The 19,640-nt window shown below is 74.9% G+C and carries 13 protein-coding genes; 7 read left to right on the top strand and 6 right to left on the bottom strand.

The window, feature by feature from the left end; translation table 11 throughout:
• Positions 1 to 15 precede the first annotated feature (15 nt).
• From IPL61_08630 to IPL61_08640, 3 genes are all read right to left on the bottom strand, one after another.
• Positions 16 to 7,524 carry a choice-of-anchor D domain-containing protein gene (locus IPL61_08630; GenBank protein MBK9031388.1) on the bottom strand — a complete coding sequence of 2,503 codons (7,509 nt, stop codon included), beginning with the start codon at positions 7,522 to 7,524 and terminating at the stop codon, positions 16 to 18.
• A 95-nt stretch (positions 7,525 to 7,619) separates the two neighbouring features.
• Positions 7,620 to 9,164: a serine/threonine protein kinase gene (locus tag IPL61_08635; GenBank protein MBK9031389.1), complete on the bottom strand. Its 1,545-nt coding sequence runs from the start codon at positions 9,162 to 9,164 to the stop codon at positions 7,620 to 7,622.
• A 44-nt stretch (positions 9,165 to 9,208) separates the two neighbouring features.
• Positions 9,209 to 9,988, bottom strand: coding sequence for a hypothetical protein (locus tag IPL61_08640; protein ID MBK9031390.1), 780 nt, complete (start codon positions 9,986 to 9,988; stop codon positions 9,209 to 9,211).
• Between the two features lie 132 nt (positions 9,989 to 10,120).
• Between IPL61_08640 and IPL61_08645 the strand changes: the two genes are divergently transcribed.
• From IPL61_08645 to IPL61_08665, 5 genes are all read left to right on the top strand, one after another.
• On the top strand, positions 10,121 to 11,104 hold the full coding sequence (locus IPL61_08645) for a hypothetical protein (GenBank protein ID MBK9031391.1): 984 nt from the start codon (positions 10,121 to 10,123) through the stop codon (positions 11,102 to 11,104).
• The gene (locus IPL61_08650; GenBank protein MBK9031392.1) at positions 11,101 to 12,117 is read left to right on the top strand and encodes a tetratricopeptide repeat protein; all 1,017 of its coding nucleotides are present in this window, start codon (positions 11,101 to 11,103) and stop codon (positions 12,115 to 12,117) included. The genes IPL61_08645 and IPL61_08650 overlap by 4 nt, the downstream gene beginning before the upstream one ends.
• Positions 12,114 to 13,439: a hypothetical protein gene (locus IPL61_08655; GenBank protein ID MBK9031393.1), complete on the top strand. Its 1,326-nt coding sequence runs from the start codon at positions 12,114 to 12,116 to the stop codon at positions 13,437 to 13,439. Before IPL61_08650 ends, IPL61_08655 begins: the two co-directional genes overlap by 4 nt.
• 71 nt (positions 13,440 to 13,510) lie before the next feature.
• A complete protein-coding gene (gene panB, locus IPL61_08660; protein MBK9031394.1) occupies positions 13,511 to 14,362 on the top strand; it encodes a 3-methyl-2-oxobutanoate hydroxymethyltransferase in 852 nt (283 codons plus the stop codon).
• On the top strand, positions 14,359 to 15,231 hold the full coding sequence (locus tag IPL61_08665; GenBank protein MBK9031395.1) for a pantoate--beta-alanine ligase: 873 nt from the start codon (positions 14,359 to 14,361) through the stop codon (positions 15,229 to 15,231). Before panB ends, IPL61_08665 begins: the two co-directional genes overlap by 4 nt.
• 398 nt (positions 15,232 to 15,629) lie before the next feature.
• On the opposite strand, the gene IPL61_08670 is transcribed toward IPL61_08665, so the two are convergent.
• Positions 15,630 to 16,649, bottom strand: coding sequence for a hypothetical protein (locus tag IPL61_08670; GenBank protein MBK9031396.1), 1,020 nt, complete (start codon positions 16,647 to 16,649; stop codon positions 15,630 to 15,632).
• Positions 16,650 to 16,763: 114 nt separating this feature from the next.
• Between IPL61_08670 and IPL61_08675 the strand changes: the two genes are divergently transcribed.
• A complete protein-coding gene (locus IPL61_08675; protein MBK9031397.1) occupies positions 16,764 to 17,141 on the top strand; it encodes a response regulator transcription factor in 378 nt (125 codons plus the stop codon).
• Positions 17,142 to 17,148: 7 nt separating this feature from the next.
• On the top strand, positions 17,149 to 18,495 hold the full coding sequence (locus IPL61_08680; GenBank protein ID MBK9031398.1) for a HAMP domain-containing histidine kinase: 1,347 nt from the start codon (positions 17,149 to 17,151) through the stop codon (positions 18,493 to 18,495).
• On the opposite strand, the gene IPL61_08685 is transcribed toward IPL61_08680, so the two are convergent.
• Together IPL61_08685 and IPL61_08690 are read right to left on the bottom strand one after the other, a co-directional pair.
• Positions 18,451 to 18,789, bottom strand: coding sequence for a hypothetical protein (locus IPL61_08685; GenBank protein MBK9031399.1), 339 nt, complete (start codon positions 18,787 to 18,789; stop codon positions 18,451 to 18,453). The two genes, IPL61_08680 and IPL61_08685, sit on opposite strands and share 45 nt — an antisense overlap.
• Before the next feature lie 304 nt (positions 18,790 to 19,093).
• Entirely contained in the window at positions 19,094 to 19,627 is a 534-nt protein-coding gene (locus IPL61_08690; protein ID MBK9031400.1) for a hypothetical protein, read from the bottom strand.
• Positions 19,628 to 19,640: the final 13 nt, after the last annotated feature.

A 19,640-nucleotide genomic window follows, 5' to 3' on the forward strand; every position in this document is an offset into this window, starting at 1 on the left:
CCAACCAGGCAGCTGTCACCGAACGTCGAGCGCCGAGACCCCGCTGGGTACAAGCAACTTGAGCGCGCCCGCCGGTGGCGTGAAGATGCCGGACGCGTTCATCAGACGGAAGGCGCCACATCCGCCTCCCCCCCCGCCGTACGCCGGGGCCGCACCCGTCGCAGACGATCCTCCGCTGCCAAAGCCCTCGTAGCCTCCACTGCCGCTGGTCAGGCAACCAGTGCACATCACGGAGGGGCGGCGGTAGATCCAGTGATCGGTCCCTCGATCCCGATCGCACCAACCGAACTTGCTCCGTTCGCGGCAGCACCGCTTCCACCTCGACCCGCGACAACAGCACCGCTCGTCAGTGAGAGCACGGGTCTGCACAAGGACCGCACCGCCACCACCGCCACCCGTTGTGAGGTACCCGAGGAAATCGAGCACGCCCCCCCCTGCACCACTCACATTCACGACCCCGGCCGCGCCGATCGCCACGCGGGTCCGCGACGCCAGCTGAATGCCCCCGCCACCTGCGCCAACAGTGCCGTCGTTGTAGCCCCCGTCGCAACCGCCACTGAGCGGCACAAAGGATGCGCCACGCGATCCCCCGAGCGTCCCGCCGGACCCCATCCCTCCTGAGCTCCAGCCACCACCACCACTCGCCCCGCCGGTGCCAAAGGAGCCGCTGCACATCGAGAGCCCATTGCGCCCTCCGGGCCCGGCATGTCCCGCAAAGTTCAGGCTCTCGCCCGAGCCATCCAGCGTCCCGCCGATGTACACGTCGAAGTGCGACGCGACCGCGAGCGCCCGCGCGCCGTACACCTCGAGCACACGGCCCGGGCGCACGGTAAACGACCGCACCTTCAGGACCAGGATATCGGGCGCGTTCGTCTGCGTGATGATCGTCGCCGGCACGCGGATCACGACGCCGTCGGGATCGGTGATCGACGCCTCGCCGTTGGTCGCGTCGTAGGTGCTGGTGTTGAGCACGACCTTGCCGGCCGGCGCGCTCGCGCTTCGCGGCAAGATCAGGTCAATGCCGGCAGGGCTGACGGCGACCGTGTCCATGGCGGCGTTGAGGCCGTTGGCGGCGTCGACGTCGTTGCAGCGCGTGCCACTCGCGTGGCAGCCGAGCGGGCAGCTGTAGTTGTTCATGGTGATCGTCGTCGAGGTGCCGGTGGCGCTGCCGTTGGGCACGACGTGCGAGACGAAGCTCCCGGTGGCGTCGCACTGCGAGAACTGACCGAGGCTGCACGTCGCGCTCGACGGCACGCACGCGAAGTGTGTGAACGTCGTCGTCACGGTCCGCGGGGCGCTGAGGCTGGCCAGCGTGCAGGGCGTCGCGCTGCAATCGCCGACGACCGACTGGACCCCGTCGAGCATGGTCGCGCCGACGGCGGTTACCGTGTAGGTCACGCCAGCGTCGACGAACGGGGTGCACGTCACCGTGGTCAAGGTCGCGCTGGTCGTGCAGGTGAGGCCGCCGGGGTTGACCGTGATCGTACCCATGCCGGTGCCCGAGCGCGTGGCGTTGAGGGTCAGCCGGTGCTGCAGCGTGAACGTCGAGGTCACGGTCTTGTTCGCGGTCATCGTGAACGTGCAGCCCCCCGTGCCGGTACAGGCGCCGGCCCATCCGCCGAACACGTGCTGCGAGCCAGTCCCGGCGGTGCCGGGCGCCTGGCTCAGCGTCGCGCTGGCGCCCTGGAACAACACGACCGAGCAGGTGCCGGTGGCGCCGCTGCCGCAGTTGATGCCACTGCCAGTGACCGTGCCGGTGCCGGTACCGCTGACCGTCACCGCCAGCGTGAACTGCTGGCGGAACTCGACCGTCACGTTGCGGGCGAGCGTCATCGGGAACGTGCACGTCCGTTGGCCGGCCGCGCACACCGTGCCGGTGCCCGTCCAGCTGAACACCTCGTACCCGGACCCCGGCTCGGCGGTGAGCGTCACCGAGGTGCCGACCACGTACGCCTCGCTGCAGTCCGCGCCGCAGCTGATGCCGGCGGGCGCCGAGCTCACGGTGCCGGCGCCGGTGGTGGCGACGGTCAGCGTGAAGAGCTGGCGGAAGGTCGCGCCGACCGAGGTCGAGGCCGCGGTCAGCGGTAGCGCGCACGTCGTCGCGGCGCCGGCGGCGGCGCAGGCGCCGGTCCAGGTCTCGAACACCCAGCCCGGGTCGGCGGTGGCGGACAGCGAGACCGGCGTGGTCGCGAACGCCGCGGTCTGGGCGCCGCAGCTGGTGCCGCACGACAGGCCGGCCGGCGTCGAGGTGACGGTGCCGCTGCCGGTCTTGGTCACGGTGACGCTGCCGCTGCCGGCGCCGATGACGTTGACGCCGCGGGCGGTGCCGCTGCCGGTGTCGCGCACCGTGACGATCGCGGCCAGCGCGCCGACCGCCGCCGGCGTGAGCCGTGCGGTGATCGTGCAGGAGGCGCCGGCCGCCAGCGTGGTGCCGATGCAGCCGTCGGTGACCGTGGTGAAGCTGGCCGCGCCGGCGCCGGTGCCCGTCACCGCGAGGACGCCGGTGGTGCTGCCGCCGCTGTTGCGGATCGTGATGGCCTGGGTCGGCGACGCGGTGCCGAACGTCACCGTGCCGAAGTCGAGCGTGCCGCTGGCCGGCGTCACCACCGCCAGGTCGCCGGCGGTCGGCTGGAAGGTGGCGGTCACGGTCCGCGCCGCGTCCATCGTCAGCGAGCACGGCGACGCCGCGCAGTCACCGCTGACGCTCTGGAGCACGTCGGCGCTGGTGGCCGGCGCCGCGGTCACGGTCAAGGTCGTGCCGGCGGGGTAGTACTGGGGGCAGCTGCCGCTGGTGCACACGAACCCGCCGGGATCGGCCGTGAGCGAGCCGGCCGCGCCGCCGATGCTCTGGACCACCTGGGTCAGCTGGTACTCGCGCGTGAACGTCGACGTGACGCTCCGCGCCGCGGTCATCGTGAAGGTGCAGGTCGTGGCCGTGCCGGCGCAGTCGCCGCCCCAGCCGGCGAACACGTTGCGCTGGCCGGTCGCGGGCGCGCCGATGGTCGCGGTCAGCGTGACGCTGGCGCCGTCGAAGACGCTGACGGCGCAGGTGCCCGCGCCGCCGCTGGCGCAGCTGATCCCGCTGCCGGCGACGGACCCGGTGCCGTTGCCGGTGACCGAGACGCCCAGCGGCCGCAGCAGCCGGAACTCGACGGTCGCCGCCCGCGCCTGGCTCATCGCCACGGTGCAGGTGCGCTGGTACGCGGTGCAGGTCGCGCCGGTGCCGGTCCACGCGAACACCTCGTACCCGGGCCCGGGCTCGGCGGTGAGCGTCACCGACGTGCCGACCACGTACGCCTCGCTGCAGTCGGCGCCGCAGGTGATGCCGGTCGGCGCCGAGGTCACGGTGCCCGAGCCGGACACCGTCACCGTCAGCGTGAAGAGCTGCCGGAACGTCGCCGTGACCGCGGTCGACGCGGACGTCAGGGCCAGCGCGCAGGTCGGCGCGCTCCCGGCCGACGCGCACGCGCCGCCCCAGCTGTCGAACACCCAGCCGGGGTCGGCGGTCGCGGTCAGGGTCACCGGCGGCGCCGAGAACGACGCGGTGCAGGTCGTGCCGCACGACAGGCCCGCCGGCGCCGAGGTGACCGAGCCGTTGCCGGTCCGGCTCACGGTGACGCGGCCGGTGCCGACGCCGGTGACGGTCACGCCCTGGGCCGCGCCGCTGACCGTGTCGCGCACGGTCGTCGTCGCCGCCAGGCTGCCGACGGTGGTCGGGTTGAAGCGCACGGTCACGTCGCAGGTCGCGCCGGCCGCGAGCATCAGCCCGGCGCAGCCGTCGAGCACGGTCGTGAAGCTCGCGCTGCCGCCGCCGGTGACCGTCACGCCCAGCGCGCCGGTGGCGCTGCCGCCGCTGTTGCGGATGCGGATCGTCTGCGTCGGCGACGACGGGCCGCTGCCGACCTCGCGCGCGCCGAAGTCGAGGGTGCCGCCGCCGAGCGGCACGGCCACCTCGAGGCTGCCCGGCGCGGGCAGGAACGCCGCCGTGACCGCCTTGGGCGCGTCGACGCCGAGCGTGCACGGCGACGCGGTGCAGTCGCCGGTCACGCCCTGGAGCACGTCGAGGCCGGTGGCCGGCGTGGCGGTCACCGTCAGGAGCGTGCCCTGATCGAAGAACCGCTGGCAGCTGCCGGCGCCGCAGGTGAACGCGCCCGGGTTCGCGGTCAGCGCGCCCATCGCGCCACCGATGCTGTTGATCGCGAGCGTCAACCGGTGCTGGCGCGTGAACGTGGCCGCGATCGAGCGCGCGGCGCTGACGGTCAGCGTGCACGACGCGCCGGTGCCGGCCGAGGCGCAGTCGCCGCCCCAGCCGTTGAACAGGTTCTGCGAGCCGCTGGCCGCGCTCGCCGCGGCCTGGGTGAGCGTGATGCTGGCGCCGCTGATCACCTGGATCGCGCAGGTGCCGACGCTGCCGCTGGCGCAGCTCAGGCCGCCGCCGGTGACCGTGCCGGCGCCGCTGCCGCCGACGGTGACCGCGACGGTGTAGAGCGGTCGGAACTCGATCGCGACGGCCCGGGCCTGGGTCATCGCGACGGTGCAGGCCCGCTGGGCCGGCGCGCACGCGGCGCCGGTCCAGCTCGCCACCTCCCAGCCCGGATCGGGCTCGGCGGTCAGCACCACCGACGTACCGACCACGTAGCTCTCGACGCAGTCGGCGCCGCAGGTGATGCCGACCGGCGCCGAGGTCACGCCGCCGCTGCCGGTCCGCATCACGGTCAGCGTGTACAGCGGCCGGAACGTCGCCCCGACGTTGGTCGTCGCCGAGCCGAGCGGCAGCGCGCACGTGGTCGCGGTGCCGGCGGCGGCGCACGCCCCGCTCCAGGCGTCGAACACCCAGCCGGGATCCGGGGCCGCGGACAGGACCAGCGGCGTGGTCGCGAACGACGCCGTGCAGGTGGCGCCGCACGCCAGGCCGGCCGGCGTCGAGGTGACCGTGCCGCTGCCCGTCCGGGTGACGACCACCGTGCCGGTGCCGGTGCCGCCGACGTTCACGCCGCGGGCCGCGCCGCTGACGCTGTCGCGCACCGTGATCACCGCGGCCAGGGCCCCGACCGCGGTCGGGTTGAAGCGCACGGCGACGTCGCAGGTCAGGCCCGCGCCCAGGGCGACGCCGCCGCAGGTGTCGCTCGGCGCGGTGAAGCTCGACGCGCCGCCACCGCTGATCGACACCGCCAGCGCGCCGGTCGCGCTGCCGCCGCTGTTGCGGATGCGCACGGTCTGGGTCGCCGAGGCCGCGCCGCTCGCGACGTCGCGCGCGCCGAAGTCGAGGCTGCCGCTGGCCGGCAGCGCGACCTCCAGATCGCCGGGCGCCGGCAGGAACGACGCGGTCACGGTCCTGGGCCCGTCGAGGTTGGCCAGCGTGCACGGCGTCGCCGAGCAGTCGCCCGCGACCGACTGCAGCACGTCGAGGCCGGTCGCCGGCGTCGCGCTGATCGTCACCGTGGTGCCGGCGTCGAAGAACCGCTGGCAGGTGCCGCTGGTGCACAGCACGCCGCCGGGGTTGGCCAGGATCGTGCCCTGCGCGCCGCCGACGCTGTTGATCGTCAGGGTCAGCCGGTGCTGCAGCGTGAACGTGGCCGCGACCGATCGCGCCGCGGTCATCGTGAACGTGCACGCGGTCGCGGTGCCGGCGCTCGCGCAGTCACCGCCCCAGCCACCGAACACCTGCTGCGAGCCGCTCGCGGCCGAGCCGAGCACGCGGTTGAGCGTGACGCTGGTGCCGTCGATGACCGGGATCGTGCACACGCCGGTGCCCGGGCTCGCGCACGCGATCCCGCCGCCGGTCACCGAGCCGGCGCCCGAGCCGCTGGTCGTCACGGTCAGCGTGTACAGCGGCCGGAACTCGACCGCGACCGTGCGCGCCTGGGTCATCGACGTGGCGCAGGTCCGCTGGCCCGCGCTGCACGCGACCCCGGCGCCGGTCCAGCTCGCCACCTCCCAGCCCGGGGCCGGCTCGGCGGTGAGCACGACGTTGGTGCCGATCGCGAACGGCTCGGCGCAGTCGGTGCCGGCGGCGCCACAGCTGACGCCGAACGGGCTCGAGATCACGCCGCCCATGCCGGCGGTGGTCACGGTCAGCGTGAACAGCTGCCGGAACGTCGCGCTGACCGACGTCATCGCCAGCGCGATCGGCAGCGCGCAGACGCTCGCGGTGCCGGCCGACGCGCACGCCCCGCCCCAGCGCTCGAACTGCCAGCTCGGATCGGCGGTCGCGGTCAGGGTCACGGGCGTGGTCGCGAACGACGCCGCCTGGGTCGCGCAGCCCGCGCCGCACATGAGCCCGGTCGGCGCCGACGCGATGACGCCGCCGCCGGTCTTGGTGACCGTGACCGTGCCGGTGCCGACGCCGGTGAGGTTGACGGCCTGGGTCGCGCCGCTGGCGTTGTCGCGGATCGTGACCGTGGCCGGCTGCGCGCCGATCGCCGCCGGGTTGAAGCGCACCTGGATGTCGCAGGCCGCGCCCGCGCCGAGCGGGTTGCCGTTGCAGCCGTCGAGGGCCGCGACGTAGCTGGCGTTGCCGCCGCCGGTGATGGCCACGACCAGCGCGCCGGTCGCGACGCCGCCCTGGTTGCGGACGCGGACGGTCTGGGTGGTCGAGGTCGTCCCCGTGCCCAGGTCGCGCGCGCCGAAATCGAGGGTGCCCCCGCCGGTCGGCTGCTCGATCGTCAGATCGCCGGGCGTCAGGGCGTCGCCGCTGAGCGCGATCGTGTGGGCGCCGCCGGGGGTGCCCGTGACCACGACCGTGGCCATGCGCTGGGCCGCGGGCGCCATCGGCGCGAACCGCACCTCGACGTCGCACGTGCCCTGCTGGCCCAGGGTCGCGCCCTGGCAGTCGCTGCCGGGCACCGGCACGATCACGAACTCGGCCTGGTGGGTGCCGCTCTTGCTGACGCCGAGCACGCCGCTCGGCTGCTCGCCGTCGTTCTGGATGATGAAGCGGTGCACCGGCGAGCTGGTGCCGACGACGACGCCGCCGAAGCTGTCGGTCGCGGTCAGCGAGGTCAGCCGGGCCGCGGTCAGCGCGTCGCCGGTCACCGGGATCGCCACCGAGCCACCGGGCTCGGCGCCCACGATCAGCGACGCGCCCGACGGCTGGTCGGCGGTCGGGCGATAGCGCACCTGGGCCCGGCAGGACCCGCCGCCGGTCAGCGTCATGCCGGCGCAGTCGTTCGAGTCGCCGGTCGGCACGACCTCGAACTCCCCCGGCGCCGCCCCGGCCAGCGTCAGGGTGATCGCCCCGGTCGCCAGCTCCCCGCTGTTGCGGACCGTCACCTGGAAGACCGCCGAGCTGCCGCCGAGCACGACGGCGCCGAAGTCGTGGAGGTCCTGCGTCGCCTCGAGCCGGGCCTCGGTCGGCATGGCGTCGACGATGGGCGCGTCGAGCTGGGCGTCGGTCGGCAGGACATCGGGCGGCTGCGGGAACTGGCAGGCCGACGCCGCGAGCGTCGCGGCCAGGAGCGGGTGCCACCAGGTCGATCGCGGTGCGGACCTGAGGCCGGGACGGCGGGCGTGGAGCGAGGTCATGCCCAGGTATCGACCGGTCGGCGCCGCGGTTGCGTGCGCGCGCGATCTCCGCGCCGCGACTGGCCGCGAGGCCTCGCCCCGCCCGGCCCGTCCGCTCAGCGGATGTCGGGGATGCCGTCGCCGTTGGTGTCGCCGGGGATGCCGACCGGCGCGCTCGTGCCGCCCCCGCTCCCGCTGCCGCTCCCGCGCGCGGTCCCCGCGCTGCCGCTGCCGGCCGTGCCGCCGCCGGGTGGCCTGGCGATGACCGCGGCGCTGCCGGTGCCAGGCCCAGGCGTCGCGCTGCCGGCCCGTGCCGTCGCGCTGCCGGCGCCGGGCGCGGCGCTGCCGCGGCTCGAGCCACCGCCGGTGCGGCGTCCGGACGAGCCGCGGCCGCTGCCGGCGCGGGGGGGCTCGGGATCGGTCGCGGCGACCGGCGCGGGCGCGGCGTCCACGTCCGCGGCGGCGGTCACCGTCGCGTCGCCGTCGACGCCGGCGTCGGGCGGGACCGCGAGCGGCGCGACCAGCGGCTCACCGGCGGGCGGCGCGACCGCGGGCGCCGCAGCGGGCGACGGCGCGCCGCTGCCGCTGCGGGCGACGACCAGCACGATCGCGACCGCGGTCGCGGCGATCGCCGTCGCCAGCACCGCGATCGAGCGCCGGTGGCGCACGGTGAAGCTGCCGGGCGACGCCGCCGCCGGCACGCGCACCGAGGTCGCGCGCGACAGCGTCGTGGCGTTCATCAGCGCGTCGATCGCCTCGCCCCGCGGCAGCGCCGGCGTCCCGCTCCGGACCCGCCCGACCGACGCGGCGATGGCGGCGGCCCCGGGTGAGCCGAACGGCGCCAGCGCGGTCGCGAGCGTCGCGACGTCGGCGATCCGTCTCGCCGGATCCTTCTCGAGGCAGCGCATCACCACCGCCGCGAACCCGCGCGGCACCGGCGCCGTCAGCGGCGGCACCGGCTCGGTCGCGACCAGCATCGCCAGCTCGGTGATGGTCTGGGCGTCGTAGGGGCGCCGGCCGCTGACCAGCTCGTAGAGCACCACGCCCAGCGACCACAGGTCGGCGCGCGCGTCGACGTCGCGGGCGCTGCGGAGCTGCTCGGGCGACATGTAGCCCGGCGAGCCCATGACCGCGGCCGACTCGGTGATCGCGGCGTCGAGGCGCCCGATCGCCTTGGCGATGCCGAAGTCCATCACCTTCACCAGCGGCGTGCCGTCGGGGCGCCGGGTCAGGAACAGGTTCGCGGGCTTGAGATCGCGGTGGACCAGGCCGGCGGCGTGGGCCTCGGCCAGGCCGACGCAGGCCTGCAGCAGGTAGTCGACCGCGGTCACCACCGGCAGCGGCCCGCCGCGCCCGAGCGCGGTCGCGAGGTCGTGGCCCTCGAGGTACTCCATCACGATGTACGGCAGGCCGTCGTCGAGCGTGCCGACGTCGACGACCCGGCCGACGTGTTCGCCGCGCAGCCGACACGCCGACCGGGCCTCGCGCAGGAAGCGCTCGACCAGCTCGCTGTCGCGCGCGGCCTCGGGCCGCAGGAACTTCAGCGCGACCCGCTGGCCGAGCTGCAGGTGGGTCGCCGCGACCACGACGCCCATGCCGCCGCGGCCGAGCACGCGCTCGACCCAGTACTTCTCGGCGACGACAGACCCCGGCTCGAGCACGTTCGCCTGACGGTACGATCCGCGGGGGTCGTCCTCAAGGCAGTTCAGCGGGCTTCGGCGCCGGTGCCTGCGGCGCGATGACGCCCGTGGTAGGCGAGCGACGCCCACTCGACCTTCGGCGCCGACAGGAACCCGAGCGCGACCGCGGCGGCGCCGAGGCGCACGCCGGTCGAGCGCTTGTACGCCAGCGCGGCCTTGAGCTGGAGCGGCGACAGCAGGCCGGCGTCGACGAGGTGCTGGCCGAAGCCGGGCGCGATCGGCAGCGGCGGCGAGCCGGCGCGCGCGTGCAGCGGCCGCGGCGCTGGGTGCTCGGTCGGCGGCCGCAGCGGCAGCGCGGCCCCGCGCGGCGGCGGCAGCGGCGCAGCCACGCGCGGCGCCGGCACCGGCGCGGCCACGCGCGGCGGCGGCGGGCGCACCGCCGCCGGGCGGGTCGGCCGTGGGGTCGGCGCGCGCCGGGGCCCGAGGTTCTCGACGATCCCCAGCCACTCGCGGGCCTCGTCGTCGTCGGGCGCCAGCCGCAGGGCCTCGCGCAAGAAGATCTTGGCCGACGCCAGCTCGTCGGCGCGGGCCGCCAGCTCGCCGAGCAGGCGGTACGCCGGACCGCACTGCGGCTCGAGGTTGAGGCACGCGCGGATCTCGACCTGGGCGTCGACGTCGCGCCGGAGCGCGATCAGGCTCCGGGCCGCCAGCAGCCGCAGCGCGATCGAGCCGCGATCGGTCGGCGCGAGCTCGGCCAGCGCGTCGGCGCAGGCCGCGACGACGCCGGGGTACTGGCGCGCCAGGTACAGCTCGCGCGCGGCGGCGACGATCGAGACCGAGTCCACCCGCCGCAGCCAAGCAAGCGGGTGGCCAACGTCGGACCACCGAATTTCGAGCGGTTGGGCGGCGGTCGGGGCGGCCTGGGGTCGCCATACCGAGGCCTGGCCTCCCCGCCAGCGGGGCTGCATACTGATCCTGTGGTGCGCTCGGCCCTGGTCGCCGCCCTGTGGCTCGCGTTGCTCGCGTCGGTGGCCCCGGCCCGGGCCGATCGCATGATCGACGTGCCGCCGCGCCCGGCCGAGCCCACCGACTTCTGGGGCCGGGTGCTGCATCCGCACGCGGCCCAGGTCGCCGAGCTGGTGCAGCAGCTCTCGATGACCTTGCGCCAGCTCGACGATCCCTACGGCGCGGCCGATCGCAGCCGCATCGAGATGGTCCGCACCGGCGTGCGGCTGGCGCGCTACGCCCGCACGCTCGATCCCAACGACGACGACGTGACCTACTACGCCGGCGCGTTCGCCGACGCCGCCGGGCGCGCGCTCGAGGCCGAGCGCCTGCTGACGATCTACCTCCGCGCCGCGCCCGCCGGCGCCCAGCGCGCCGACGCGCTGGTCCGGATCGGCCGGATCGCGCTGCGCCAGGGGCGCACCGACCTCGCCGTCGACCGGCTGCGCCAGGCCTCGGCCCAGGTCGCCGATCGCTTCACGATCGTGCGCGCGCGCATCGCGCTGGCCCACGCGCTCGAGGCCAGCGGCGACGTCGGCGCCGCGGTCGCGACCCTGCGCGAGCTGGTCGACGCGGTGCCGCTCGACGGCGATCCCGCCAGCGTCGCCGGCCACGTCGCGCTCGCGGTCATCTACGATCGCGACGAGCAGATCACGGCCGCGTTCGACGTGCTCCTGCGCCTGCGGACCGCGCTCGACAGCGAGTACGTGCGCCTCGCCGACGACGCGCTGCGCGCGTTCCCGCCGCCGATCGCGATCGACGCGCACTACTACCGCGCGCTGGTGTACGAGACCTGGCCGTACCTGACCGCCGAGGCCCACCGCGCCTGGTGGGCGTACGAGCAGGCCGGCGGGCCGCCGGCGCTGACCGCCCGGGCGCGCGATCATCGCCTCGCGCTGGCGCTCGAGCTCGAGCGCGCGCGGCGCAAGCCCGCCCGGCCGGAGCGGCACCGATGATCCGCGCGGCCCTGGCGCTCGCGATCGTGCCGCTCGCGACCGTGGCGCTCGCGACCAGCGTGGCCGCGGCGGCCCCGCCGACGCTGTGGCAGGCGGCGACCGAGACCGCCGACGCGGCGCAGGCCCGGCGCAGCTACGACGAGGCGATGCTGGCCGGCGACGACCGGGTCGCGTCGGCGGTCGCGACCGACATCACCGAGATGCGCAGCCGCCTGGTCACCGCGGCGCTCGCGGCCTACGACGCCGCCGCGCTGGCCCGCCCCGATCTGGCCGAGCCGCACTGGCGCGCCGCCGCGGTCGTCAACGCGTTCTACATCGAGTGCGCGCCCAAGCGCGGCGCGCTGTGCGGCCCCAGCCCCAGCCAGCGCGCGGCCGAGCTCGCGATCGAGCACTGGGACGCCGCCGAGCGCCTGGCGCCGCTCGATCCCCGGCTCACCGACGAGGTGCTGACCGCGCGCGCGCTCTTGCACACCAAGCTCGCGACCCCGGCCCACCTCGCGGCGGCGCGGGTCGACTACCTGCGCGTGCTCGACCGCATCCGCGGCCACGCCCGCGTCGACGCGCTGTCGTCCAACGCCAACCGGCGCGCGTTCGCGCTCGGCAACCTGGCCGAGACTCACATGATGCTGGGCGATCTCGACCGCGCGATCGAGACCTACCGGGAGGCCCAGCGGCTCGTGCCCGACCTGAGCCGCGCGTTCGGGCTCGCGGTCGCGCTCGATCGCGACGAGCAGACCGGCGCGGCGTACGAGGTGCTGCGCGGCGAGGGCGCGGACGCGATCGACCGCTTCGTCGACGAGATCGATCGGGGCCGGGTGTTCTTCGTCCCGGCCGGCGAGGTGTCCTACTACCTCGGGCTCGCGGCCGAGCACCAGGGCGACGTCGTCGCCGCGCTCGAGCACTTCGAGGCGTTCGTCGCCAGCGGCGCCCACCCGCGCTACCAGCCCCGGGCGCGCGCGCACCTGGCGGCGCTCAAGGCGCGGCTCGCCCAGCGCCTGCGCGGGAGCCGGTGACCGGGCGGGTGGTCATCGCCGCGCTCGGGCTCGCGCTCGCCCGCGCGGCGGCCGCGGCGCCGCCGGCCGATCCCGACCTGGCCGCCGAGACCCGCAGCGGGTTCTGGGACGAGGCCACCGCCCCCGGCACCCACGCCCGCGCGACCCGCATCGCCGACGCGGTGCGCGCGCTCCGCCTGACGTCGGCGGATCTCGCGGCGGTCGAGCGCGACCTCGAGCTGCTCGCCGCGGCCGCGCCCGACGTCGCCGACGCCTGGGGCTACCTGGCGATCACCGCCGAGCGCCGCCGCCACTGGGCGACCTGCGCCCGCGCGTACCAGCGCGCCTACGCGCTCGCGCCGGCCTGGCGGCCCGAGGCGCTGATCGACCTGCGGACGTCGTCGAAGAACCCGCTCGTGCGCGCGCCCGCGCTGTCGCTGGCCTTGTGCCAGTCGCGCAGCGACGACCTCGTCGGCGCCCGGGCCACCGTCGACGCGGCCATCGCGCGCGGCGAGGTCGGCAGCGAGCTGTACCTGCGAGCCGGCGAGGTCGCGCTGGCCCAGGGCCGGCTGACCGACGCCATCGACGCGCTCGGTCGCTCGCGCGAGCAAGGCGCCGCGTGGCTGCAGGTGATGGCGCTCGATCGCGCGCGCCGGGACGCCGAGGCCCAGACCGCCGCCGAGCGCGCCGCCAAGGACGATCCGCTGGCCGCGCGGGCCGCGTCGGGCACGATCCCGCTGACCCCGGCCAGCGACGCCGACTACCTGCTCGGGATCGCCGCGCGCTACCGCGACCAGCCCGACTACGCGATCGTCTACCTGCGCCGCTACCTGGGCGCGGCGCCGGCGGCCAGCCCGTGGCGGGCCCGGGCCGAGGACCACATCGCGATCGCCACCGCCGACAGCGCCCGGGCCCAGGCGGCGGTCCAGGCCAGCAGCGGCGACGGGCCGGCCCAGGATCCGCTGCGCGCCGCGGTCGACCTGCGCGCCGCTGATCTGGCCGCGTGCATGCGCGCGGTGCCGACCGGGCTGGCCGAGGTGCGCATCACCGTCGCGACGCCGGCGCAGCTCAAGCCATCGCCGTTCATGCGCGGCGGCGCGACCCCGCCGCGGTCCCCGCCTCGGCCGGTCCGCGGCCACCTCCGGCCACGGCCGCCGCCGACGCCGACGACCATCACGCCGGGCGTGTCGGCGTACTACGTCCTGGCGCCGCTGCCCGGGGACGCGCCCGACGCGCGCGACGAGGCGCTGCGCTGCCTCGAGCGGGTCGGCGCCAGCCTGCGGCTCCCGGCCCCCAACGCGGGCGCCTGGGCCACGATCCGGGTGCCGGTGCGGGCGCGGTGAGCGCGCGCGGGGAATTGGCGCTACAGTAGAGGTGGCGTCGATCCACTCCACGGACGGCGACCGGAGACAACATGACGCGTGTGACGATCCAGGCGCTCCGCGCCCAGAAGGTCGCTGGTGACAAGATCACCATGCTCACGGCCTACGACGCCACCTTTGCCCGCCTGCTCGATCAGGCCGGCGCCGACATCCTCCTCGTCGGCGACTCGCTCGGCATGGTGATCCAGGGCCACGACACCACCCTGCCGGTCACCATCGACGAGATGGTCTACCACTGCCGCGCGGTCGCGCGCGGCGCCCGGCGCGCCCAGGTGGTCGGCGACATGCCGTTCATGTCGTACCAGGAGAGCGTCGAGCAGGGCCTCCGCAACGCCGGCCGCCTGATCAAGGACGGCGGCGCCCACGCGGTCAAGCTCGAGGGCGGCGCCCAGCACGCGCCGCTGGTCGCCCGCCTGACCGCCACCGGCATCCCGGTGATGGGCCACCTCGGCCTGACGCCGCAGTCGTTCCACCAGTTCGGCGGGTTCAAGGTCCAGGGCAAGGACGCCGGCGCGGCCGCGCGCCTGACCGCCGACGCCCGGGCCCTGGCCGACGCCGGCGCCTACGCGATCGTGCTCGAGGGCATCCCGTCCGAGGTCGCGCGCGAGGTCACCGCCGCGATCGACATCCCGACGATCGGCATCGGCGCCGGGCCCGACTGCGACGGCCAGGTGCTGGTGATCTACGACCTGCTCGGCATGGACGAGCGCTTCAAGCCCAAGTTCGTGCGCCGCTACGCCGACCTGTCGACGACGATCAAGGACGCGTGCCAGCGCTACTTCGCCGACGTCAAGGGCGCGCGGTTCCCGTCGGAGGCCGAGAGCTTCAACCGCGACAAGGAGGCCAGCGCGCCCATCCCGCTGTACTCCGGGGGCAAGGCGTGATCGCGAGCCGGCCGCCGTTCGAGATCATCCGCACCCCGGAGGCCATGGCGGCCCGCGTCGAGGACCTCCGCCGGGACGGGCGCACGATCGCGCTGGTCCCGACGATGGGCTTCCTGCACGACGGCCACCTGTCGCTCCTGCGCGCGGCCCGGGCCCGGGCCGACGTCGTGATCCTGTCGATCTTCGTCAACCCGACTCAGTTCGGGCCGAGCGAGGACCTCGAGCGCTACCCGCGCGACGAGGACGGCGACCTGGCCAAGGCCCGGGCGTGCGGGCTCGACCTGGCGTTCTGCCCGGCCGCGGCGGCGATGTACCCCGACGGCGCCCAGACCTTCGTGTCGGTGCGCGCGCTCGAGCAGCCGCTGTGCGGCGCCACCCGCCCGGGCCACTTCACCGGCGTCGCCACGATCGTCGCGAAGCTGTTCAACCTGACCCGGCCGCACCTGGCGTTCTTCGGCGAGAAGGACTACCAGCAGCTGGCGGTGGTGCGGCGGATGGCGCGCGATCTCGACTTCGGCGTCGAGATCGTCGGGATGCCCATCGTCCCGGAACCGGACGGCCTGGCGATGAGCTCGCGCAACGTCTACCTGGCGCCGGCCCAGCGGCGCCAGGCGCTGGCGCTGTCGACCGGCCTGGCCGCGGCGGCCGCGGCGGTGGCGGCCGGCGAGCGCGACGGCGCGGCGCTGTGCGCGCTGGCCCGGGCGCCGCTGGCCGACGCGCCCGACGCGCGGATCGACTACGTCGAGCTGCGCGACGCCGCCGACCTGTCGCCGCTGCCCCGGCTCGATCGGCCGGGCGTGCTGGCGGTGGCGGCGTTCCTCGGGACCACCCGGCTGATCGACAACCGAGTCCTGACGCCGCCGGCGTGAGCGCGACCGGACCACCCGGCGGATCGACGACCGAGTCCTGACGCCGCCGGCGTGAGCGCGACCGGACCACCCGGCGGATCGACGACCGAGTCCTGACGCCGCCGGCGTGAGCGCGACCGGACCACCCGGCGGATCGACGACCGAGTCCTGACGCCGCCGGCGTGGGACCGGCGCCGACCGGCCCACGGGGCCGGCGGACCGACGACCGGGTCCTGACGCCGCCGGCGTGAGCGCGACCGGACCACCCGGCGGATCGACGACCGGGTCCTGACGCCGCCGGCGTGAGCGCGACCGGACCACCCGGCGGATCGACGACCGGGTCCTGACGCCGCCGGCGTGAGCGCGACCGGACCACCCGGCGGATCGACGACCGGGTCCTGACGCCGCCGGCGTGAGCGCTACTTGATGACGCTGCAGTCCGAGAACGCGTAGAGCGTGTCGATCTTCAGGTCGCTGTTCATCACCCGCCACGCGTAGTAATCGGCGAACTTGGGGTCGAAGGTGACGCGCACGGTCTTGCCGGCGGGCAGCTGCTTGCCGACGATCGCCATGACGTCCTTGATCGAGCACTTGGCCTCGGCGTGCTGCTCGACGCCCTCCCACGGATCGGTCGCGCCCCACAGCTGCCGGTGCGACACGCCGGCCGAGCCGGCGCCGTACTTCTTGATCGAGTCCTTGCGCACGTTCTTGGCGTGCGACTGGACCGCGCCCTGCGAGATGTAGACCACCTCGGCGCCCTTGGACACGTCGATCCGGCCCTCGGCGTCGACCGACTGGAAGTTGGCCGACCACCACATCGCGTCGCGCTTCCACTTCTTGGCCGGGCCCGCGAGCGCCGCGATCAGCTTGTCGCCGTCGGGCCTCTTGGCGTCGACGCCGAGGCTGGCGTACGAGAGATTGCCCTTGGCGGTCGAGCCGAACTTCATCTTGAAGATCACGCCGGCGATGCCGAGCGCGACCACCAGCACGATCGAGCCGATGATCTTGAACTTGCCCCCGCCGCCGCCGACCTTGAACGGGATCTTGAAGCCGCCGACGTTGACCGAGAACTGGTGGGCCGGGCCGGCCGCCGCCGGCGCCGCCGCGATGGGTGCCGCCGCCGGCATCGGCGCCGGGGCCGAGCCGGGGTAGGCCCCGTTCGCACCATTGGCGCCGTAGGCGCCGTTCGCGCCGTAGGCGCCGTTCGCGCCGTAGGCGGCGTTCGCACCGTAGGCGGCGTTCGCACCGTTGGTGCCGTAGCCGGGGGCGGCCATCGGCGCGCCGCCGTAGGCCATCTGCGCCGGGGCCGCCACGGGCGCCGCGCCGATCGGGCCGATGGCCTGGCCGCAGCCCTGGCACGGGACCGGGTGGGTCGACAGCGCCCAGGCGCCAGCGCCGCAGCGAGGACATTGAGTCTGGACGTAGCCTTGGTTCGTCATGCCCAGACAGAGCCCACCGCCCGCGCGGTGTGACGCAAGAATCGCCTGGGGCCAGATCGGCCACACCTGGTGGTCACCGCCCCGGCGACGCGATACCCTGGGGCGAGGCCTGCCATGAAGAAGATCCTCGTGGTCGAGGACGACCCCATCAACCTGCAGATCCTGACCGACTACCTGTCGGCCAACGGCTACGATCTGCGCGGCGCGACCAACGGCGTCGATGGCGTCAAGCAGTTCTGGGACGAGCGCCCGGATCTGATGCTGATCGACGTGCAGCTGCCCCGCAAGAGCGGCTTCGAGGTGTGCTTCGAGGTCAAGCGCACGCCGGCGGGCGCGGCGATGCCGGTGCTGTTGATGAGCGCCGTGTACACGCCGCGCGACGAGCGCGATCGCCTGGCCGCGCCCAGCATGGCCGCCGGCTACCTGACCAAGCCGTTCGACCTCAGCACGCTGCTCACGACCGTGCGCTCGCTGATCGGTCCCGCCGCGTAGCGCGGCGATGCTGCTGCCGCCGTTCGTCGAGGCGCTGCGCCACCCGTCGTACCGGGGGCGCCTGCTGGCCGGGGTCTGGTCGGGCTACCTGATCGCCGCGGCGTTCGCGCTCCTGGCGACGAGCGCGGTCGCGTTCGACCTCGTGCCGTACGGGCGCGAGTTCCTGGTCCTGCTGCTGATCAAGGCCACCACCAACACCGCGGCGCTGGTGGCGCTGCGCGGCGGCTGGCGGCGCGGGCTCGAGCTGATGTCGCTCAACACGCTCGCCGACGTCGGCTGCATGACCGCCGCGATCTACTTCACCGGCGGCGTCCAGAGCCCCCTGTTCGCGATCTACGTCATCGAGATCACCGTCGTCGCGTTGCTGTCGAACCTGGGCACGACGCTCCTGGTCGCGGGCTCGATCCTCGTCGCCTACGGCGCGATGTGCGTCCTCGAGCTGACCGGGACGCTGCCGCCGACCGCGCCGCCGCTGACCGGGCCGATGAGCGCGTGGCACGTGGTCGTGGTGCTGGGCTACGCCGCGTTCGCGATCGGCGTCCCGACGTTCTTCACCGCCCGCATGCTCGGCAAGCTGCGCGATCGCGAGGCCGCGCTCGAGGCCCGGACCGCCGAGCTGCTCGAGGCCGGTAAGCAGAAGAGCGTCTTCATGGCGTCGGTGACCCACGAGCTGCGCACCCCGATCCACGGCGTCTCGGGCCTGGCCGAGCTGATCGAGGCCGGCGTCTACGGCCCGACCACCGATCGCCAGCGCGACGCCGCGCGCTCGATCAAGGGCAGCGCCAAGTCGCTCTTGCAGCTCGTCGACGACCTGCTGGCGCTGGTCAAGGCCGAGGTCGGGCGGGTCGAGGTCCACCCGACCGAGTTCGCGCTGACCGACCTGATCGAGCAGGTCACGGCCTCGGTCGCCTGGATGCTCGGCACCAAGCGCCAGCGGCTGACGACCGACGTCGGCCCGGGCGCGGCGACGAGCGACCGGCGCCTGCTGAGCCACGTGCTCGTCAACCTGATCGCGAACGCCGTCAAGTTCACGCCCGCGGGCGGCCAGATCGACGTGCGCGCCCGCGTCGCCGATGAGTGGCTGGTGCTGACGGTCCAGGACACCGGCATCGGCATCGCCGGCGCGGACCAGCAGGCGATCTTCGAGGCGTTCCGCCAGGTCGACGGCACCGACGAGCGCGCCTTCGGCGGCGTCGGCCTGGGCCTGGCGCTGGTCAAGCGCCTGACCGACGTCCTGGGCGGCACCGTCGCGGTCACCAGCGCGATCGGCCACGGCTCGACCTTCACCGTGACCGTGCCCGCGACCGGCTCAGGCGGCGCGGCCGATGGCGTCGAGCTTGCCGGCGAGCGGTAGCCGGTAGAACCGGCGCAGCTCGACGAACATGTCGACCATGGCCCGCCGCGCCACGAACCGGCGCTCGAGCGACGCGGCGTAGCGCCGGGCGTTGTCGTTCGCGACCTGGTAGCGGTCGCGCTCGTCGGCGTCGAGGTCGGGCTCGTAGGTGCACTGCTCGAACAGCCGGGCCCGCCAGCGCGCGCTCGACGCGCTGGGCCGGCGTCCCCGGCCAGCAGGCAGGTCACGTACTTGTCGACCTCGGCCTGCAGCTCGAGCTCGAGCGCCGACACCGCCCGCGCCTGCTGCGCGCACACCGCGGCGTAGACGAAGTGCGACACGCCCTCGAGCGCGTACAGGAACGCCGGCAGGTTGCGATCGTCGAGGCCGCGCCCGGGGTCGTGGGCCGCCAGGCTGGCCAGGACCTCGCCGTCGACGAACAGCCCGAGATCGAGGCCGTCGTCGGACTCGACCACGACCAGCTGCTCGCGCGGCGCCCGGGCCAGCCCCAGCGAGGCGCGGCCGGCGGCGTCGATCAGGAACGCCTCGACCGCGAGCCCGGTCGCGACCCGGTACAGGCGCTCGAGCCCGCCCTGCAGCCGGCCCAGCACCGCGGTCGTCACTGGAGGATCGCCGCGTCGGGGTCGACCAGCACGCCCAGCGCGCGCAGCTTCTTCTCGATCCACGCGTCGCGGGTGCGCAGCCACTGCTCGTAGAGCTTCATCAGATCGGCGCTGGCGAAGTCGACCCGCCGCCGGACCTCGGCCAGCACCTCGACGAACTCCGGGAAGTTCTCGGCCAGCTCGCCGTAGACCTCGGTCAGCGAACCCGACAGCTGCCCGGCGAGCTGGGCGTAGGCGCCGCGGCCCAGCCCGACGTAGTAGTCGACGTCGACCAGCTTGCGCGACAGCGACTCGGCGAAGAACCCGGCCACGTAGAGCGAGGTGTCGCCGACCTCCTTGAGCGTCCGGACCCGCTCCGCGGGCGAGGCCACGCTGGCCTCGGCCAGGCGCAGCGCCAGCGGCGTGTCGGGCAGGCGGGCCCGGGTGAACTCGCCCATGAGCGAGACCAGGTACCAGCCCGCAGGCTCGGTCGCCTTGCAGCGGACCGCCTCGAGCGACTCGGCCAGGACCTCGTAGAAGTAGCCATCCACCGATGCGGCAGGT

It is taken from the genome of Myxococcales bacterium, from assembly GCA_016717005.1.
Taxonomy (GTDB): Bacteria; Myxococcota_A; Polyangia; order Haliangiales; family Haliangiaceae; genus UBA2376.